At 43.4% G+C, this 19,606-nt stretch carries 20 protein-coding genes; 10 read left to right on the forward strand and 10 right to left on the reverse strand.

Features of this window, described 5'->3' with window-relative positions; genetic code table 11:
* The first annotated feature begins 4 nt into the window (after positions 1-4).
* Genes BKB51_RS16100 through BKB51_RS16110 form a run of 3 tightly spaced genes read left to right on the forward strand, consistent with a single transcriptional unit; the run spans position 5 to position 2,673 of the window.
* Entirely contained in the window at positions 5-1,165 is a 1,161-nt protein-coding gene (locus BKB51_RS16100) for a branched-chain amino acid ABC transporter permease (protein WP_085902149.1), read from the forward strand.
* A gap of 12 nt (positions 1,166-1,177) precedes the next feature.
* Complete coding sequence (locus BKB51_RS16105; RefSeq protein WP_085902150.1) at positions 1,178-1,933, forward strand: ABC transporter ATP-binding protein; 756 nt, start codon at positions 1,178-1,180, stop codon at positions 1,931-1,933.
* Complete coding sequence (locus BKB51_RS16110; protein WP_085902151.1) at positions 1,930-2,673, forward strand: ABC transporter ATP-binding protein; 744 nt, start codon at positions 1,930-1,932, stop codon at positions 2,671-2,673. Before BKB51_RS16105 ends, BKB51_RS16110 begins: the two co-directional genes overlap by 4 nt.
* Positions 2,674-2,763: 90 nt before the next feature.
* On the opposite strand, the gene BKB51_RS16115 is transcribed toward BKB51_RS16110, so the two are convergent.
* The 4 genes from BKB51_RS16115 to BKB51_RS16130 form a co-directional block, all read right to left on the reverse strand.
* On the reverse strand, positions 2,764-3,327 hold the full coding sequence (locus BKB51_RS16115) for an enoyl-CoA hydratase/isomerase family protein (protein ID WP_198946776.1): 564 nt from the start codon (positions 3,325-3,327) through the stop codon (positions 2,764-2,766).
* Between the two features lie 370 nt (positions 3,328-3,697).
* Complete coding sequence (locus BKB51_RS16120) at positions 3,698-4,489, reverse strand: SDR family NAD(P)-dependent oxidoreductase (RefSeq protein WP_085902152.1); 792 nt, start codon at positions 4,487-4,489, stop codon at positions 3,698-3,700.
* A gap of 11 nt (positions 4,490-4,500) precedes the next feature.
* Positions 4,501-5,469: an LLM class oxidoreductase gene (locus tag BKB51_RS16125; protein ID WP_085902153.1), complete on the reverse strand. Its 969-nt coding sequence runs from the start codon at positions 5,467-5,469 to the stop codon at positions 4,501-4,503.
* A gap of 16 nt (positions 5,470-5,485) precedes the next feature.
* Positions 5,486-6,265: a CmcJ/NvfI family oxidoreductase gene (locus BKB51_RS16130; protein ID WP_085902154.1), complete on the reverse strand. Its 780-nt coding sequence runs from the start codon at positions 6,263-6,265 to the stop codon at positions 5,486-5,488.
* Positions 6,266-6,401: 136 nt separating this feature from the next.
* Between BKB51_RS16130 and BKB51_RS16135 the strand changes: the two genes are divergently transcribed.
* The 3 genes from BKB51_RS16135 (at position 6,402) to BKB51_RS16145 (ending at position 9,033) form a co-directional block, all read left to right on the forward strand.
* Positions 6,402-7,307, forward strand: coding sequence for a LysR family transcriptional regulator (locus BKB51_RS16135; protein WP_085902155.1), 906 nt, complete (start codon positions 6,402-6,404; stop codon positions 7,305-7,307).
* 229 nt (positions 7,308-7,536) lie between these two features.
* A complete protein-coding gene (locus BKB51_RS16140; RefSeq protein WP_085902156.1) occupies positions 7,537-8,172 on the forward strand; it encodes a LysE family translocator in 636 nt (211 codons plus the stop codon).
* Between the two features lie 84 nt (positions 8,173-8,256).
* A complete protein-coding gene (locus tag BKB51_RS16145; RefSeq protein ID WP_085902157.1) occupies positions 8,257-9,033 on the forward strand; it encodes a TIGR02281 family clan AA aspartic protease in 777 nt (258 codons plus the stop codon).
* 25 nt (positions 9,034-9,058) lie between these two features.
* Here the strand turns inward: BKB51_RS16145 and BKB51_RS16150 are convergent, their stop codons facing one another.
* Complete coding sequence (locus BKB51_RS16150) at positions 9,059-9,637, reverse strand: SLOG family protein (RefSeq protein WP_085902158.1); 579 nt, start codon at positions 9,635-9,637, stop codon at positions 9,059-9,061.
* 274 nt (positions 9,638-9,911) lie between these two features.
* On the opposite strand from BKB51_RS16150, the gene BKB51_RS16155 reads away from it, so the two are divergent.
* From BKB51_RS16155 to BKB51_RS16165, 3 genes are all read left to right on the forward strand, one after another.
* A complete protein-coding gene (locus tag BKB51_RS16155; protein WP_158090255.1) occupies positions 9,912-10,685 on the forward strand; it encodes a substrate-binding periplasmic protein in 774 nt (257 codons plus the stop codon).
* A gap of 233 nt (positions 10,686-10,918) precedes the next feature.
* A complete protein-coding gene (locus tag BKB51_RS16160; protein ID WP_085902160.1) occupies positions 10,919-11,323 on the forward strand; it encodes a GFA family protein in 405 nt (134 codons plus the stop codon).
* 222 nt (positions 11,324-11,545) lie between these two features.
* Entirely contained in the window at positions 11,546-12,283 is a 738-nt protein-coding gene (locus tag BKB51_RS16165; RefSeq protein ID WP_158090256.1) for a substrate-binding periplasmic protein, read from the forward strand.
* A 140-nt stretch (positions 12,284-12,423) separates the two neighbouring features.
* Here the strand turns inward: BKB51_RS16165 and BKB51_RS16170 are convergent, their stop codons facing one another.
* The 5 genes from BKB51_RS16170 to BKB51_RS16190 all read right to left on the reverse strand — a co-directional run bounded on the left by BKB51_RS16170 (position 12,424) and on the right by BKB51_RS16190 (position 18,053).
* Positions 12,424-13,632, reverse strand: coding sequence for an aminotransferase-like domain-containing protein (locus BKB51_RS16170; protein ID WP_085902162.1), 1,209 nt, complete (start codon positions 13,630-13,632; stop codon positions 12,424-12,426).
* A 131-nt stretch (positions 13,633-13,763) separates the two neighbouring features.
* Positions 13,764-14,606, reverse strand: coding sequence for an alpha/beta hydrolase (locus tag BKB51_RS16175; RefSeq protein WP_158090257.1), 843 nt, complete (start codon positions 14,604-14,606; stop codon positions 13,764-13,766).
* 86 nt (positions 14,607-14,692) lie between these two features.
* Positions 14,693-16,480, reverse strand: a complete 1,788-nt coding sequence (locus BKB51_RS16180; RefSeq protein ID WP_198946777.1) for a TRAP transporter permease — start codon at positions 16,478-16,480, stop codon at positions 14,693-14,695.
* A gap of 93 nt (positions 16,481-16,573) precedes the next feature.
* Positions 16,574-17,530, reverse strand: a complete 957-nt coding sequence (locus tag BKB51_RS16185) for a TAXI family TRAP transporter solute-binding subunit (protein ID WP_085902165.1) — start codon at positions 17,528-17,530, stop codon at positions 16,574-16,576.
* A gap of 253 nt (positions 17,531-17,783) precedes the next feature.
* The gene (locus tag BKB51_RS16190) at positions 17,784-18,053 is read right to left on the reverse strand and encodes a hypothetical protein (RefSeq protein ID WP_085902166.1); all 270 of its coding nucleotides are present in this window, start codon (positions 18,051-18,053) and stop codon (positions 17,784-17,786) included.
* Positions 18,054-18,416: 363 nt separating this feature from the next.
* On the opposite strand from BKB51_RS16190, the gene BKB51_RS16195 reads away from it, so the two are divergent.
* Positions 18,417-19,565 carry a M14 family metallopeptidase gene (locus BKB51_RS16195; RefSeq protein WP_245813290.1) on the forward strand — a complete coding sequence of 383 codons (1,149 nt, stop codon included), beginning with the start codon at positions 18,417-18,419 and terminating at the stop codon, positions 19,563-19,565.
* Positions 19,566-19,606 lie beyond the last annotated feature (41 nt).

Consider the following 19,606-nt stretch of genomic DNA (forward strand, 5'->3'; position numbering starts at 1 on the left):
TACAATGATTACTGCTACGCCTCGTAAAGATTTACTGCTTATGGGTATTTTTACCTTCGCAGTTCTTACCATGCCAATTTGGTTGGCGCCGATTGGTGCAAGCTATCCTGATTTATTGCAACGCTTTGCAATATTTGGAATTTTTGCAATTGGATTTAACATTCTCTTTGGCTTGACAGGCTACTTGTCCTTCGGTCATGCCGCTTTCTTAGGGGTTGGTTCTTACACCGCAGTTTGGTCATTCAAGCTGTTAAGTATGAGTGTTGTACCCGCGGTTATATTTGGGGTCATTACCTCTGGGCTATTCGCTGTTGTTATCGGGTATATCAGCCTGCGCAGGTCTGGTATTTACTTCTCAATCCTGACACTTGCTTTTGCTCAGATGTCTTACAACTTGGCCTATTCTGTTCTAACGCCTATCACCAATGGAGAAACAGGGCTACAGCTTAGTCTGAATGATCCGCGTGCGCTGGATAGTCTTGTCGGTGTTGCAGAAACAAGCGGTATTCCACCAACCAATTTCTTTGGTATTGAAATGAGTGGTTATTCCGGGTTTTATTTCTGTGCCATACTTATGATTATCGGGTTTTATATCTCTATGCGGATCTTCCGCTCACCTTTTGGCATGATGTTGAGAGCCGTAAAGTCAAATTCAAATCGCATGAGTTATACGGGACTAAACATGCGCCCCTATACACTGACTGCTTTTGTGATCTCTGGTATGTATGCAGGTCTTGCTGGGTCTTTGATGGCTGTTACCGACCCACTTGCGGGCGCAGAACGCATGCAGTGGACAGCGTCTGGTGAAGTTGTTCTTATGACTATTCTTGGCGGTGTTGGCACCTTGATCGGCCCTGTTATCGGGGCAGGTGTTATCAAGTACTTTGAGAATATCTTCTCGGCGATCAATGAAAATGTGCTCCACGGGATTTTCGACTTCCTGCCTGAAGTTCTTCAGGATGGTGCTGTTGCTGTCCTAAGTCTTTTTGTTGGCGAAGGCTGGCACCTAACGCTGGGTATGTTGTTTATGTTGATTGTGATTTTCTTGCCAGGCGGCATAGTAGAAGGTTTTAGCCGGATCTATGAACGCATTCGCAATAAAAATAATAGCACAAATGGTAAAGCCGATGCAGTTGGCTCCGCCAAAGTTCAACCTGGTGAATAGAGAGATAATATTATGGGTATTCTTGAAGTTCGCGATGTGAACAAACGCTTTGGTGGTCTAAAGGCCCTGGACAAAGTCGAACTTGATGTGGAAGAGGGGTCAGTCCACGCTATTATTGGCCCGAATGGTGCCGGAAAATCCACTTTTCTGAACTGTTTGGTTGGTTTGTTAGTTCCTGATAGCGGCAGCGTTAATTTTAACGGTAATTCTCTTTTGGGAATTAAGCCACATGAAATTAATCAGGCTGGTGTTTCCCGTGTCTTTCAGACACCAGAAATTTTTGGTGATCTGACACTTCTGGATAATGTGGTTATCCCGACCTTGGCTTCACGGGATGGTGCCTTCAAATTGAATGGCTGGAAACGTGCGGACCAAGACAGTGAAATCATAGGGCGTGCTGAGCATATGCTTGAGGATGTGGGCTTGATCGATAAGCGGAATATGCATGCGGGCAGCCTGTCTCGTGGCGATAAACGTCGTTTGGAACTTGCCATGTGCCTGGTGCAAAATCCCAAACTTTTGCTGCTTGATGAACCGACGGCTGGTATGTCCCGTGCGGATACGAATAATACGATCGATCTTCTCAAACGTATCGGGGAGAGAGGTATCACCAAAGTGATTATCGAGCATGATATGCACGTGGTCTTTTCCTTGGCTGACAAGGTGAGTGTTATGGCACAGGGAACTGTTATTGCAGAGGGAACACCGGAAGGGATTAAAGGCGATCCTCGTGTTCAGGAAGCTTATCTTGGGGGGGCACATCTATGAGCCGTATGCAACCAATTAAAAGTGAAGGAACAGCGCCGGCATACTTTTCGGCCCATGACCTTCATGCCTATTACGGCGAAAGTTATATCGTTCAAGGGGTGAGCTTTGATGTTCGTGAAGGAGAGATCCTTGCTTTACTTGGACGAAACGGTGCGGGTAAGACATCAACGCTTCGTGCCATTGCCAGGGCTGTTGATCCTGTCCTGACCCAAGGCGAAGTATGGCTGGACCACAAACCGCTCCACCGTATGAAGGATTTCGAAGCAGCTCAAAACGGTGTTGCGCTTGTTCCTGAAGATCGTCGAATTATCCCGGGACTGACGGTTGAAGAAAACCTCGAACTTGCCCAGATTGCGGAACCTATTGGTTGGTCTATCGAGCGTCTTTATCAGCATTTCCCCCGTCTTGCTGAACGTCGTGACCAAGAAGGAATCACGATGTCGGGCGGAGAACAACAGATGCTTGCTGTTGCACGTGCTCTGGCCCGGGATGTGAAGTTGTTATTGCTTGATGAGCCCTATGAAGGGTTGGCTCCAGTGATTGTTCATGAGATTGAATCAATTCTGCAGGAAATTAAAACACACGGTATTACAACAATTATTGTTGAGCAGAATGCTATCGCTGCGCTTCATCTAGCAGATCGAGCCATTATTCTGGATATGGGACAGGTTGTTTTTGACGGTACAGCACAGGAAGTTCTGGATAATGAAGAGCTTCGTCAGGAATATCTTGCGATTTAAAAAATAAAAAAATGCAGAGTGTATATAGTATTAGGGGCAGCTTTTAGCTGCCCCTTCTTTTGTTAGGAAGATTAATACCATTTGCGAAAGTCAGTTAATTTCTTGAACTTTCATGACTAATTCACTCCAGTTTCGCTGGTTTTCTATGTCATGTTCAAGGCCCTGTTCATCCGCGATAGTAAAGCGTTTTACTGCCGGTGTTTTACTTGTTGCCTGATAGAGCCAATAAGCTTCAGCCTTGAGCGCTTCTTCAATTGGTTTATCGATCGATTCATAAACCATTTGCTTGCAGGCATTAATGGATTCAGAAGGGAACTGCGCGATCCGTTGCGCCAGTTTATCAACGTATTCGTCAATTTCCTCTGGTTCCAATGCCTTGTTGATTGTGCCCATGCGTTCTGCGTCATCTGCATCATAGTCCTGGGCACTCAAAATAATTTCCAAAGCCCGACCCAATCCCGTTTGGCGTGCCATACGAGACGCTCCGCCGCCGCAGGGCAAAATTCCCATACCAACTTCCATCTGCATGAACTTGAATTTCCCGCGAGCTGCGAAACGCATATCAAGAGCAAGCGCTAGTTCGTGTCCTCCACCTCGGGCAAATCCTTCTAATTTGGCGATTTGTGGCTTGTGGAACTTTACTAAGGCGCTCACAAATAGATTGAAGGTCCAGTAACTGAGCTTCGTCCCTTGAAACAGCTTCTGTTGACATGTCTTTCAGCAATTCCGTGTCATAATGACAAACCCATATTTCAGGATTTGCAGACTGGAAGATTACGACCTTTGTTTTACGATCACGTTCCAAACGCATGGCTAGGCTATTAAGGTCAGCAAGCATCTCTTGCCCTTGTACGTTGACAGTTCCAAAATTGAACGTAACTGTCGCGATGGCGTTTTGGACATCAACTGTAAATGTTTGAAAGTTTTCATATTGCATTTTGGTATCCTTTGGCTTGCTTAAGGACGAAGCCCGTTTTTTTTGGAGGGCGCGTTTTAGGCGAATGTACTGTTCAACATGAACGCTTCAATTTAGTTCAATAAGCATTGCCTCAATTGCTTTTGTAACGTGTTCATTTTTACTCGCGACTAGAGCATCAGGATGCGGGTCAGAAAACTTGCCCTGATCGTTATCAAAATAGCGACCGGAAGCGTTGGCGAATTCATCACTCAAGGCAGCACGAACAAGAATATCAGCCCCGATACTCAAATTATTACCTTGCATGCCATACGCATCTTTGACCATCTTGCTTGCTAGAAATGAGGCTGGGTTGATCGCGATGATAGAGGGACTGTTGTTGCCAAGTGTTGCTGCGAGATGCATGGACCACATGGTGAGTGCCAGTTTGCTTTGTCCATAGGCTGCGTTATCGCTTAAATTTGCATTGGGTTTAAATGCCTTCATCTCAACAGCAGTTTGTGCTGCAGAAGATAAATTTATCACACGTGATTCCGAAGACATTATTGGCAGCAGTAACTTTGTCAGAAGATAAGGCGCGGCAGTGTTAACCATAATGCGTAAATCATATCCATCATCAGTAACTGGATTTGGCATTTTAAATACGCCAGCATTATTAATAAGGACGTCAATTGTCTCATGGTTACTTTGAATCGCACTTGCCAGTGTTTTTACACCTTTCATGCTGGATAAGTCGGCACAGTAGGTTTCTGTATTACCATCAATGTCAGCTGCAGCATCGCTAAGCTTTTTCTCGCTTCGGCCATGTAACAAGACATTGTGCCCATTCGCGATCAGCTTCTTTGCAGTTAGCAAACCGATACCATCCGTTGACCCTGTAATGAGAATTGTTTTGCTCATAAAATTTTCCTTTAATGTTTAAATGTAGGAAGCAGCTCGTTTGCCAAACGTTGTAAGGTTGTTTGGATATTGGCTTGATTAAATCGTAGGTTCAGCGCGACGTGATTGATGCCTAATTCTTGTAACTGTGTAAGGTATTCTCTTAGAAAACCGACACCGGATTGAAAACCTAGATGTATGGGGCGAGGAGGGGCCTCTGCGTCGTCCTGTAGGTCGACATATAGTGATTGCATCACTGGTTTGTTCTGGGTGCCTGCATCTGCAATTCTACTTCGATATTCCTTGATAACCCTCGCTTGTGATGACGTGTCACGCGGATAGGTCATCCAGCCATCTCCATTCTGTGCAACCCAATCAGGCGATTGCTGACTACCACCCGTAATGAGTATTGGAACCTGTCCTCCAACAGGCTTGGGTAACATGTCAATGTTGCCGGCGAGAACACCTTGCGTACCTTCGTAATGCGGATAACTATTGGCGACTGCGCGGATATAATCAAAGCTATCCCGAAACCGTTCACCCCGATCAATGAAACTCTTTTGGAGGGCAGGATACTCCTCAGGACGATCACCAGATGCGACGCCGAGTAACAGCCGTCCTCTTGATAAAACGTCTGCGGTTGCTGCTGCCTTTGCGACATGGGCAGGATGGCGTAACGGCAGAATGATACTTGCGGTCCCTAATGCAATATTCGTTGTAACAGCTGCCAGTGTTCCGAGATAGACGAAGGGATCAAACATTTGTCCCGCATCGCCAAAACTCGGTACATTGAATGGTACATCCCGTAACCAAAGAGCAGAGAAACCAAGTTCTTCAGCGAGTTTTGCTGTTTCCAAGTGTGTTTCCATCGCAGGCTCTGCACCAACGGGATAGGCTTCTATGGGAAGTACTAATCCGATACTAAGTTTATTCGGTTCAAAGACAGTATTATAAGCTTGATTAATGACCGGAAATTCGCCTGGGTTCGTTCTTTTGAGCATAATTTATCTCTCTCGTTTAATAACGAATGAGTGTTCGACTCTCGATGCTTTTTCGAATTGTATTGATGTTTACATCTTCAATCATATCAAGCGCGCTGTGGGCAATGGAAGGTAGTCCACGGTTGTCATAGATATTGAAGATTGCAATCTCGTCCGGGGTCATTTTAGATTGATAAATCCATTCATGGTTCTGGTTCTCAACTAAACCCATGATCTGCCCTCTTCTGTCTGGATAAATGAGATCAAGAAGCACCCAGTCATGTTCATCAAGGCTAGATGGACGCACAAATCCCAGTGGCGCGCTATTTATGGGGTTTTCAAGTGGGCGCCAAACATTGATAAAAGCGTAATGCCCCTTGCTCCATTCATGAGCGTGTTCATCGCCCAGAATGTCTATTAGTCTTTGCCTTGCACCATCTTCGCTGTAATCACTATGAACATTACGTGCGGGAAGACGCACTGCATCAGGGTCGTCTTCTCTTATCGTATGGTCAAAGATTATGACGTCTTTGACGCGCAGCTTTTCCTGCAGAAGTGTCGTTAATTCTTGGTCATAAATTTCTCGCCAAGAATTATCTTCGGTCGTGATATTCGTACTGGTTGGTACGTTAGCAAAGGCGAGTGAATCCTTTGGAAATGAAACTGATCCCCGTTTGGTACGCGCATCTGCAACAGGCACATTTACTGTCCGCAATTCAGGGGAAATCAAATTTCCTTTGATACCATCTGCATCCAAATGGAACGCTTGCCGTTCAGGTTTGTGTACGTGGTAATTAACCGTTGCTGTCTGAATCATTATCTGTTCTTTCGAGTATATGAAACGCACTGAAAATGAAGGATGTCCTGGAATTTCTAAGAAATAAGATATTGTCTTTATTGTTAGATATAAATGAGCGATAATTATATTCAGTATTCCGATCTTGGATATAATTATGGATACCGAAAACCTACGTCTTTTTGTTTTGGCTAGTGAGTTGCTTAATATCAGTGCTGCAGGACGTCAGTTAGGTATGGCACCAGCTGTCTCAAGTGCCAAACTTGCCAAACTCGAACATCAACTTGGGACGGAACTACTTCATCGTTCGACCAGAAAAGTCTCGCTGTCACTTGAAGGAGAGGAATTTTTACCTTTTGCCAGAGAGATCATCACTCAGGAAGAAACTGCTTTTGCCGTATTGGGCAAGGGCCAAACACAAATAAGTGGGACATTGCGATTTACAGCGCCCAGTACATTTGCCCAGCTATACATCGCCCCCATCATACCGGAGTTTTTGAATGCACACCCTGGGCTCACATTGGATTTAAGGCTCTCCGATATGCAGTTTGATCTGATTGAAGGTAGTTATGATCTAGCACTTCGAAACGCCCCATTGACTGACACAAGTCTCAAAGGACGCAAGCTTGCGGATGACAGACGTATTCTTTGCGCATCTCCCGCATATCTTGAGCAATCTGGCATACCAGAAATGCCGTCTGATCTGAATGACCATAAACTGATTGCATTTCGCGATCAGCAAACCCGTCCTTTAAAGGGATTGGAAGGTCGGGTCGGCAACTTTGATCCTAGTGTCGCAAACAGCCAGTTAATTGTTGATGACGGACTAAGTTTAAAAAACGCAACACTTGCAGGAGCTGGCATATCTATGAATTCTCTTTGGAGTGTGCATGCTGAACTTGTCTCAGGCGAGCTTGTTCATATTATGCAGGATTATAGTGGGGCAGATGAAACTGTTCTCTGGATGATTTATCCGAAGACAAATGTACTTTCACCGAAGGTTAGGGTCTTTATGGACTTCCTTATTGAGCGGATTGGTAAAAAGCCTGTTTGGGAAAGTTAATTATTTAGCTGATTTCAAAAAATCATTATTCCAGCATAAATACCAAAATAGAATATTGAGCTTTGTATCGTAACTTCGTACTTTAATTTATACGCTTTCCGGGCATTTTGATTGGTTGGTTGTACTTTGTCGCAGGATTTTATCTCTTCCTGTATAGGTCCAAATAGATTGACTTTTTTGGAAGTGAATAAAAAGCTTTGAGAAACAAAGATCATTTCAGGAGAGTGATGTGGATGAGTTGTTAGCCATTGCGAGTATTGTTGGTGTGATCATTATTGGTGCAATGACCCCGGGGCCCAGTTTTATTGTGGTGGCTCAAATCTCCTTGGCAAACTCGCGCTCTCATGGAATAGCTGCGGCCGTTGGCATGGGCCTTGGCGCTTTGGTCTTTGCGGGGCTTGCTTTACTTGGATTGCACCTTCTTTTTATGCAGGTTGTTTGGCTGTACGTCGCGTTTAAGATTTTTGGCGGTCTTTATTTGCTTTATCTCGGCATAAAAATTTGGCGTGGAGCTAAAAACAAGCTGATGTCTGAAGAAAAGGGGAGCACACAACCGCAGGCAGGACAAAGTCTAACGCGCTCCTTTTATATTGCCTTTATGACACAGATTAGTAATCCAAAAGCTGCACTTATTTATAGTGGTGTTTTTGCTGTTTTTATGCCGACAGAAACGTCTATCTGGTTTCCTACGCTTTTATTGCCAGCGTTACTTTTTGTGGAAACGGGGTGGTATGTTCTGGTGGCTTGTGCCCTTTCAGCCAAAGCATCACGTCAGATATATCTTAAATCCAAGAGTTGGATTGATCGCATTGCCGGTGGTTTGATGGGGGCTTTGGGGATAAAGCTTCTAACATCAAGTGCCTGAGGAAATACTTTAAAGCTTTTACGAAAATACCTATTTGTGAAATGCTAGATTTTAAACAGGCATTTATACAGGGCGAAAAGAGACATGGTTGAGCGAAAACCTAACCCGTTTGAGAAGAATTCAGATAATGGGGAAGGGGGAAAACCTTCGAGAGGGGGTATTTCGGCTTTTTGGCTCTTTATCATTCTCATCGTTTTAACTGGTCTGGGGGTGTTTTTTCTTGCTGATCGTTTCCCGGGTTCTCTTAGCAGTGATGATGATCAGATAGATCTTGTTCGAAGCCTTGCAATTTTACTCCTTGTTATGTCTTCGATACTTGGTGTTGGGCGGCTTCAAAAATCTGATTTACCAAGACATTTACGGGATATCGGGCTTTGGGTGGTTATATTTATCGTTCTTTTTGTCGGCTATAGCTATCGCGATGTCTTTGAGAATGTATGGGACCGGGTTTCGAACAATCTTGTCCCGGGGCAGGGCTATACAAATCAGGCTGGTGATCTTGAGTTTGCCCGCGCCAGTGATGGGCATTTTTATATCGAAGCATTTGTTGATGATGAACGTGTTAAATTTCTTGTTGATACAGGCGCAAGTTCAATTGTTTTAAGCCCGGATGATGCACAGCGTTTGGGGTTTGACTTTGATAAGCTGACTTTCAACCGAATTTTCGAGACGGCAAACGGCACCGGGAGAGGGGCCTCGGCTCAGGTTTATCGAATGACGCTGGGTGAGAGAGAGTTTCAAGACGTGCGCGTTTCGATAAATCAGGCGCCAATGTCAACGTCCTTACTTGGGATGGCGTTTTTGGAAAAATTCCCCAGTTTCGAATTCCGTGGGGATAAGCTTATTCTTAGATCACGATAATGTTCATCAATATAGCCAATAAACTCTAGGCAAATTTACTGTGATAATCTTCTCGTACTGGCTTAAGCACTGTAATGGTGTCTTCTTTCAGAAAGCCTTGTTCAATGAGGCCGTTGATTGCTTCTTGCGGTATGGCGGGGGCATCGGGACTGGCAATTTCCCATTCCCAATGACTATGTTGGAAAACAAGACGCCCTTTACCTGACCAATAGTAATCCAGAATGGTTTTTTCGGCTTGTTCCATTTCTTGCCAGTCAAAGCCATATATTTGGTGGTGAATTTTTATGCCCGCCTTGGCTGCCTCTCTCAACATACAGCTCGCACCGGGGCTTTTACCGTCCCATAAAAGGATTAATCCATCAGCATAGTTTGCCATTTCCCGGTTTCTGAGCTCACCAGCTTCCCGGCCATATTTAACCCAGTCGGCATGAAGTACTTTTTTGGAGATGTCGTTTTTTTTAGCCCATTGCTCTCCCAATGTATCAACCCCGCGACAGCCACCGGATACCACTTCTTCTATGGGCCAGTCGACGCCCTCAACAAAACTTTCCAGAGCATTATAATCATTAATGGTGCGTGAGCCGGCAATAATTACTTTCATCATGAAACCTTTGTTTGGGGTAGGGATAAATCAGCATTATTGTAGCGATTAAGACAGGCATTATAAACGTGGGAAATTGACGCAGATAATAGAAACAGCATAGCTGTAAGTGATCAAATGGTAGATTATAATAAGATAAACGTAATTTAGTTTATAGTCTTTGTCGGTCTCGATAAAATTTCATTAATATCTCTTACGTAATATGTGCGTATGTTATGTTGCCGGATACCATTTAAACAAGCGTCTTATCAGTGGAGTATGTCGTATAAGAAGTCTATTGCCTGGTATCTTTTGTCTTATCTGGTTTTGTAGTGCTTCTGCAGGGATATTATCTGCTGAGGAGCGATCTTCGCTGTCCGGAAAATATGTTTTTGCCATTGGTGCTGAAGACTATCCGCCCTATGAATTTGTGGAAGATGGTAAGCTTACTGGATTTCATATTGAGCTTATTCGTGCTGTCGCTCAGAAAAATAACCTTGAAATAACCTTTGAACGCTATCCCTTTAAACGGGCTCAACAGATGCTCAAAGCAGGGAAAATTGATGCCTTTACTTATTATGGACGGACGGCAGAGCGCGAAAAAGATACACGCTATATAGACGGGAATATACTTCACATAGCAAAAATTGTTTATGTGGTACCAAAATCACGAGAGAAAGAAATCCTATTCAATGGTAATCTTGAATTACTCCGTGACTATCGTATCGTGACACAAGCGGGTTTTTCCTATGGGCATGAATTTGATAATGCCGATTACCTCAAAAAATATGCCGCGCCGACGCTTAATGGTTTAAAAGATCTATTACTTAACGGTCGCGGAGATCTTGGCATTGTTTATCTCAGTGATTTTTATTCAGCCTATAAAGATACAGATATTCTGGACAAATTTACGATCATTGATCCGCCAGTGCTTGAGCGCCCAATGTATATCGGTTTCTCAAGAAAGGCCGAGAAAGATAACATCAGCGTTTATTTTGCAGACAAAATGGAAGAGTACAAAGCCACAGAAGAGTACCAGGTGTTGTACAATAAATATTTTTCCGAGGAATGATTTAATTTCCAAGCTTCAAAAGTGTCTTCGCTAAAGTTGACTTCGTTTATGTAGTAATAATTTTCCATAATATAGATTATGCGAATTAATTGTTTATAAGGCTGTTACTCTGTTTATTGCCTTAGCTGTCCCGACTGTTAGGCTTCTTATGTCGTTTAGCGATAAGTTGTTTGTTTATGAATTTTGTTCATGTTACGTTCTGGTGTTGGGAAATTTTGTAGAAGGAACGTAAGATGATTAATGGAAGTTGTCTGTGTGGCGCGGTTAAGTTTAAAATTTCAGGAGAACCCTCTTCGTTAAGCTATTGTCATTGTTCAAGATGTCGTAAAGCTGCGGGTGTTTTTTCGGCTGTCTTGATTGGCAAAGCAGATGATCTCAAAGTCACTGCTGGTCAGGAAAAAATAGCAAAAGTCCCAACCGGACCAGAATGGACGCTAGAGCGATGTTTTTGCAAAGAATGCGGGACGTCATTGGGTGATATGGTTACTGGTGATATTTATGTCGTTGCGGCTTCTGCATTGGATGACGATCCGGGAATACGGCCAACAGTTCACATTCATACCAAATCAAAACCTGACTGGTACCAAATTGACGATAACCTGAAAAAATTTGAAGGTGACTATATCCCGGACAAATGAAATATATTTCTAAGGCTTTTGGAGAGTACATTCATTAGATTGTCGATTTATCTCTACAAAGTAGGAATTTTGGTTAGAAATTTTATTTTAAATAATATTTTAATTTATGTGCCTGTAGAGTTGAATTAGTTCAAAAATTGAATCAACTCTAGGCACCAGTTAGTGTGCATGTTGCCAAAAATCTGATTTTATTTTGATTGGATTTGAATGATGAAGACTTTCATGTGGGTTCTAGTATGCGCTTTATGTGTTTCAAAAGCTTCTGCAGAAGAACTTAAAATTGCTGTTGGATCATCAATACCGCCCTACATTATCCAGAGCGAAAACCGTGGTATTGAATATGATATTCTCAAAGAAACCCTTGAACTCGCGGGGTACAGGATGAAGGCGCGATACGTCCCCCTCGCCCGAACGCTTGCAGAGTTTCGATCGGGGCGGATGGATGGCATCATGTCTACGGGGTTAGATGATCTTCCGGGATGTTACACAAACTCTCATATAACCTATCGAAACTATGCTATTACCCTGAAATCAAATAATTTAAAGATCAAGAGTATTGATGGCTTGAAAGGCAAGCGAGTCATCGCTTTTCAAAATGCCAGTAACTATTTGGGGCCGAACTTCAAGGATTTAACAAAGGATAATGGGTTATATCGAGAAATTGGAGATCAAAACACACAAAGCAAAATGCTCTTTACCAAGCGGGCTGATGTAATTATTGCGGATAAGTACATTTTCCAATGGTTTAGTCGTAATTTTGCTAAAAATAATGGAACAGAAAACCCTGTTGTAACTTATCATGAATTGTTTCCACCCAGCCATTTCCGATCTGTTTTTGCGAAACAGGAAATATGCGACAAGTTTAACATTGCATTGAAAACGATAAAAGAATCAGGTCGTTATAACGAGATCGTAAGGTCATACGGCGTAACTGTTGATGGTGATCCTTTGGTGAATTAATGAATCTGTTATCAGACTATTAATTTTTCAATTCATTTATTAAAGCAACTAGCTAATCTATTGTAGTTAATTGCTTAAATAAAAAGGCACGTACTTAAAAGAACGCGCCTTTTTATACAGATACAAATTGTAGTCGCTAATTATACCGATTTCAGCAAAAGGCCTAATCTGCGGATACCTTCATTGATCGTTTCTTCGTTTGCCTGAGAGAAGCTCAAACGCATCGTGTTGCGGTTCGATCCATCTGCGTAGAATGCATGTCCGGGAACAAAAGCGACGCGTTGCGTTTCGATTGATTTAGCCAGCAATTCAGCCCCATCCAGATGTTTGGGCAGGGTTAACCAGATAAACATCCCGCCTTCAGGCTTTGCCCAGCTTACGTCCTCGGGCATGTGTTCTTCCAGTGCGGCAAGCATACAGTCACGTCTGGTTGAGTAAGCAGTAAAAATCTTGGCGACCTGTTTATCAAAACCTTTGGACGCAACTTCGTGGATGGCAATCTGGTTAATCGTTGAACTATGTAGATCTGCAGCCTGTTTCATTAAGACGAGCTTGCTGATCACGGACTGAGCAGCACAGACCCACCCTACTCTTAAACCTGGCGCAAGTGTTTTAGAAAAACTACCGCAATAGAGCGTTCGGGTTTCGTCAATATGTCCCTTACGTTGAATATCAAGGGCCAGAATTGGTGGAATTGCTTCGCCGTCATACCGAAGAGATTGATATGCAGCGTCTTCAATAACAGGAATATCAAGCTCTTCTGCCAGATCCAGCAATTTTTCACGACCGGGACGATCAAGAGTTTCCCCGGTTGGGTTTGCGAAATCTACAGACATATAGGCGAACTTAACTTTGCTATTCTTTTCCTCGGCGGCTTCTTGATATTCTTTCGCAGAGCGGTTGCCATTCGCAACCAAACGATCGTAATGGGGCTCATAAGCATTAAAGGCCCCAAGCGCGCCCATATAGGTTGGCCATGTAACGAGTGCCGTATCATTCGGCGACAGTAATAGTTTGCCCAGATAATCCAGTGCTTGCTGTGATCCAGATGTAATCAGAATGTTATCAATGCTACAGGGAATACCAAGACCTTCCATTTGTTTGGCAATCCACTGTCGCAATGGGACATAGCCCTCACTTACAGAATACTGCAAAGCAGTTGTCTGTTTGTCACCAGTGAGTGTGTTGGTAAAGGCCTGTTGAAATTCTTCCGTTGGGAACAGTGCGGGATCAGGAATACCGCCAGCAAATGAGATGATGTCTGGTTGGTCCAGAAGTTTGAGTAACTCCCGAATTTCGGACGCCTTCATACGAGAAGACCGCGTGGCAAATACTTTTTCCCAATCCATAAACCATAACTCCTGTAGAATAAGAAGTTACCAGTACTTCAGGAAACTTGATCCTGTCAATAATGATAAATTACTTAAAACAGATTCCTGTGAGCATTAAATAAAAATGCTATAGGGCTTTGCGTTTTTTATCAGTTTTGATCAATGATAAATTGACAGATTTCTTTGGTGATTTTGGGAGCTAGTTCAAGCTTAGGATCTCTATAACTTGCCAGGTTTTCACTAATTGTTAGAGCTTTGTCTTTCTGGACCTTCGGCTGTTTTAGAATATGATTTACACCGTTAAGTATAACGAGTTTCGATCTCGGTTGGGCTTTCTTTAGTTTGTTCGCATTTTCAACAGAAACCTGAATATCTTGATCTCCTTGGAGGATCAGTGTGGGGATGTTAATTTCTGATATGAGTTCGACAGGTTCATGAGACATTAAATCAATAAGATAGTCCTGAACAACAGGGGCAAATAATTGTTGAAGTGAGGTGTCATATAAAGACATTTCAACGTGTTGACCGTTTTCAAGTTGGTCTATGATAACAAAGGCATCATTCATAACCGTTGTGTTCGAAAGATTTTGGTTGATTTGTTTTCTCAATAACTGCCCGAAAGATACACCTGATGTGGCAACAAGAATAAGGCCTGATGAGCATGTTGGTGAAATTAGGGTTGATTTTAGTGCTATTAGACCGCCCTCACTGTGCCCTAATAGCCAAATGTTTTTACAGCCAAGTTTCTCTTTGATTAGACTGATCCAATCAATGATATCTTCGACGTAATCATTTACGGTAACATTGTTTGGATTTTCTGTTGCAGAGCTGCTCCCATAAAGGCCTCTTTTATCAATTCTGAGTGAGCTTATACCCTTTTTAGCAAGGTCTTCTGCCAGAAGTTTATAGGTTCCTGCTGATACACCCAGCGGATTATTACCGTTTCTATCCGTTGGTCCCGATCCGGGTATAATCAAGACGATTTGTTCCATTTGGTTTGTTGTATCAGATTTTAAATATGTTCCTTCTAGGTGCCCATTAACTTTTTGAACATGTAAAGTTTTCTCATGATATGAAATCATAGGACTAAACCGGGAGCAAAGATAATGATAATGCCAAATAGGATAAGACCTAATTTATAAATCACAGATTTCACGGCAATTAAACCATATGAAATACAGGTTAGCCCAAGGCCAATCTGTATGAATGACACCAGAGCCAGAAGCGGTGTTTCCGAAAGGCTGAGGATATCGGGGTTCGCGATCATGCCCAGTGGGATAATATAGAGACCGACACCTAAAGCCATTGCCGTTAAAGCTACCTTTAACCAGTTTTCCCCGATCATACCGGCGGCGATAAAGACGGCTCCACAGACGGGTGGGGTAATTGTTGAAAGCAAGGCAAACCAGAAAACAAACAAGTGTGCCTGAAGAGGTGCCAGACCGAGTTGCGTTAACGCCGGGCCTGCTACTGATATACATATTACATAGGCTGCGGTGGTCGGAACTTCCATACCCAGTATCAGGCAGGCCAAAGCTGTTAGAAAGAGCGAAGGCCACAGTAAGCCACCAGACCCCGATAGAATTAGTGAGGTAATCTTTACGCCCAGACCTGTAATTGAAAGTACGCCAATTATGATAGAGGCACAGAGTATGATCGCAGCGATCATGGATACCTGTTTAGCTGAGTTAATAACAGCATTTTCAATTCGATAAAGAGTTTGTTTTAAGTCGAATGTGAGCTTTTTTGTGAAAAAGAGTAGCAAAAACCCAGCAATAATAGCCATACATGCTGCGTACTGAGGTGTGTAGCTGAAATAAAACATGCCCAAAAGCAAAACACTAAAGGGAACCAGAAAGAATGCAGATGTAATAAAGACGTCCTTTGTATTTGGTCTGTCTTTGTCTTCAATGCCCTTGAGATCCTGATTACGGGCATAGGCATTGATACCAACCCAGACTGCGAGGAAAAAGAGGATCGCAGGTAGTATTGCTGCACTCATAATGCTGGTATAGGGAGTGCCGGTGAGCTCAACCATCACAAAAGCCCCTGCCCCCATTAACGGTGGCATAATCTGTCCCCCCGAAGAGGCAACGGCCTCAACGGCGGCTGCAAGACGCTTGGGGTAACCTAGGCGTGTCATGGCGGGCAAGGTAATTGCGCCTGTTGATGCTACGTTTGCAGAGGCTGATCCGGATATGGAACCAAACAGGGCCGAGGAAATGACAGATACCTTGGCCGCCCCTCCCTTTAAACGTCCGGCAGCCGCAGCGGCAACATTCATAAACCCTTGTCCTGCTTCGCCCGCGTTTAATACAGCACCAAAAATGACAAAAATAGAAACAACACTGACGGAAACCCCGGTTAAGCTGCCCCAAATTCCACCTTCGGCGATTGTCAGGGTGCCCAGAAAGCTTTTTATGGGTGTGCCGGCGTGACCAAATTCACCAGGTATATGTTGCCCTAACAGGCCATAAAGAAGCGCGAGTGCTGCTACAATGGGCAAGGGCCAGCCAATGGCACGTCTTGCGGCTTCGAGAACAACGAAAAGTAGGGTCACGGCAATTGCTATTTGGAAATCGTTTTCCAGAAAACCGTATTGGTCACTTAGGAGATTGTGATTAAAGGTAATCCACAGGGCTGCCCCGATACCTGCTGTGGCAATGATGGCCCCTGTGATACGTGATATCGCGTCAGTTTGCTTGCCGAGGATCAAAACCCAGGGAAGAATAAAAGCAAGATGAAGGGGGCGGCTAACGAGATTGGGAACCAAGCCTGAAAAAATCAAACCGATATGAAAGACAACAAGCAATGTCGCAAGAACAAAGCATATCATGCGCAAGGACTTCGATGGATTTTCAGACATGGGATATCACTGTTAAAATATTCGATCGTGTGGATATGAGAATCCCGGCTGATTGATACAGCCGGGATTTTTAACTTTATAAAAAAAGAGTAGTTATTGTTGCGCGTTAGGGAGCGTCATACCTTTTTCTTTATAATAACGAACGGCACCGGGATGAACTTTTCCCTCAATGTTTGATAGTAAGTCTTTGCTGACACCATTCCACCATGCTGCGGACTGTCCCATTGTCTCTTTTTGTTCCCAATAGGTTTTGGTGAGCTGATAGGCTGTATCGTCGTTCATAGCAGTTGTTGTATAGGCGACAACAGGTAGTGAAGTTGTTGTTATATCGGCATCTTGCCCGCTATAGGTGCCCGCAGGAATGGTTAACTCTTTGCGCTTGGAAGCTTTGATCTGATCTGGTGTTAAGGAAAGTACGTTCACACCTGTTGAGGCCGCCGCTTCTATAACGTTAGGAGCAGGATAAGAACCTGCAGTTACAAAACCGTCAATTTGACCATTTTTCAAGGCTGGGACAGCGTTTGACAGTTCAACGTTTGCCAGATCTACTTTACCTTCCAGACCAAATAATTTGAGGTATTTGGCCCCCTCCTTGGCCCCAAATGACCCCTTGCCCAAAAGAATTTTCTTACCTTCCAGGCCTGCAAAATTTTTGATACCGCTGTTTTCAGATACAACAAAATGCATCGTCAATGAAGGAATGGGAAATAAGGCTCTGATTTCGTTAAATTTGGGATCGCCTTTTCCTTCGAACATTGCTTTTCCAGCCTTGGCCAAACGTACAAGTGCCGGAGGTGTGGTGAAGACGTAGTCTCCTCCTCTGGCCCTTACTTCCATAACATTTTGAACTGACCCTTGGCTCTCTTCTACGGTAACCACTATATCGCCGGATGAGCCACTTTTCATCGCTTCTGCAATTTGTACCGCCATCTGATAATAGGAAGATGTTGTTTTGGCTGATTTATAGGTTATGCGTGTTTCTGCCATTGACGGCATGGCGATAGCCATGGAGGTAATAGCAGCAAGACTGATTTTCTTGAGGTGTTTCATCAGAACTTCCTATCAGAGGTATGTGTGTATTCTTGAAGGCAGGTAGAGCGATCGCCGACCTGATAAATAATAGAGAGAATGTTAGGTTGCCTGTCCGGGCACTGTCAACTGGCGCAGAACGGCTTTTATATTCTATACAAAATAGATTGCGATTTTGATATTATCTCGAAAAATATACATTAAAGAAAAATCAGGAAATAACAATGAGTTATTCCCTGACTTGAAAGTGAAAAATAATTATGAAAACGCTTGTTTACAGTGTTGCTGGAAAATCCTTGAGCGGATCGCCAAACTTGTGTTCAGTCCACTTGACGATCAGAAAACCGCCTATTGCTATCGTCGCAGCAATCAGGGCGGACATCATAAGTGGTTCCAGTAATAACTGACTATTTCTCCCGAGCATGGGGAGAAGTGTTGCAAATGCACTAGCAGCAAAAATTGTAGCCAGCAGTGTTCCAATTCGGCTTAGAACCCAACCAGAAGACTTGAGTATCACTGGTAAATAGGTGGGCTTATTACGCATGATACAACTACCTTTCTCTGTAGTTTGGAATGTTACACTACCTGTTGTTGAGCATAATTTCAATCCGGTGCGCAATTTTGCCACAGATAAACCGTATTCTAGATAAGTGTTTTCAAGCGGCAAAAAGAAAAAAATAAATCCAAACAACGTCTGTTTTCGTAGAAATTTCAGATCCGTATCTGCAAAATTTCGGTTTGCGGCAGGGTGTGAAAAGATTAGAAAAACTCATGAAAAGAATTTTTTGTTACGATTAAATTTTACCTGACTGTCCGTTGGAGAGCGATTTCCAGAACAGGACGACACAAAGCTTGCTGCTTGCTACTTATCAGGTATTCTTGTGCATAAATGTATAAGCGTAATTAAGTGAGTAATACCCTAATGATCCGTATTTCAAGTAATTTTGATGCAGGCAATATCCGCTGTCTGTCTTCTGATAATCCTTCTGATATCCAGTTAGAAATCGAATCAGACACGAATTCTCATTTTTATCAGTGGTTTTACTTTCGTCTTAGCGGCGCACAGGATCAGGCTTGTACTTTAAAAATTCTCAATGCTGGTGGTGCAGCTTACCCTGGTGGATGGGAAAACTATCAGGCTGTTGCTTCTTATGATCGAGAAACCTGGTTCAGAGTACCAACAACGTCGTATGACGGAGAAACGTTAACAATTGAATTTACGCCGGGATATAACTCAGTCTATTTTGCTTATTTTGCCCCCTACTCTATGGAACGACACGCAGATCTCATCGCTGAAGCTCAGCATGGTCAAGGTGTTAATCTCGATGTCTTGGGACAGACGATTGACGGTCAGGATATTGATCTTTTAACGATCGGCGAAGCGGATAAGAACAAAAAGACATGCTGGGTGATTGGAAGACAACACCCGGGAGAAAGCATGACAGAGTTCTGGATGGAAGGCTTTTTGGGCCGCCTGCTTGATGAAAATGATGCGACGGCACGAGAACTGTTAAAAAAGGCTGTTTTTTATGTTGTTCCGAACATGAATCCGGACGGCAGTCGACGGGGAAATCTTCGCGTTAATGCTGTTGGATCAAATTTGAACCGTGAATGGCAGGCACCTTCGTTGGAAAAGAGTCCCGAAGTTTATTACGTCCGTCAAAAGATGATGGAAACCGGGGTTGATCTTATGTTTGATATTCACGGTGATGAGGCTATTCCGCATAACTTTATTGCAGGAACACATGGCATCCCGTCCTTTGATGATCGTTTGTTAAACTTGTTGGATCATTTCCAGAGCTATTACATGGAAGCCAACCCCGATTTTCAAACCACTCACGGATATCCTCAGAATGAACCGGGGAAAGCCAATCTTACAATCTGCAGCAACAATACGGCTGAAACACATGATTGCCTGTCGATGACATTAGAAATGCCTTTTAAAGATACGGCTGATGCGCCAAATGAATTTGAAGGCTGGTCACCTGATCGATCTGAAAAGCTTGGCGCCAGTAGTTTGGACCCTATTTACCGGATAATTAATGATCTTCGATAGGATCTTCACGTAAGATAGAGTGCTGGGGTTTCGGTAGTGTT

The organism is Kiloniella majae (assembly GCF_002118315.1).
In the GTDB taxonomy this organism is placed as follows: domain Bacteria; phylum Pseudomonadota; class Alphaproteobacteria; order Kiloniellales; family Kiloniellaceae; genus Kiloniella; species Kiloniella majae.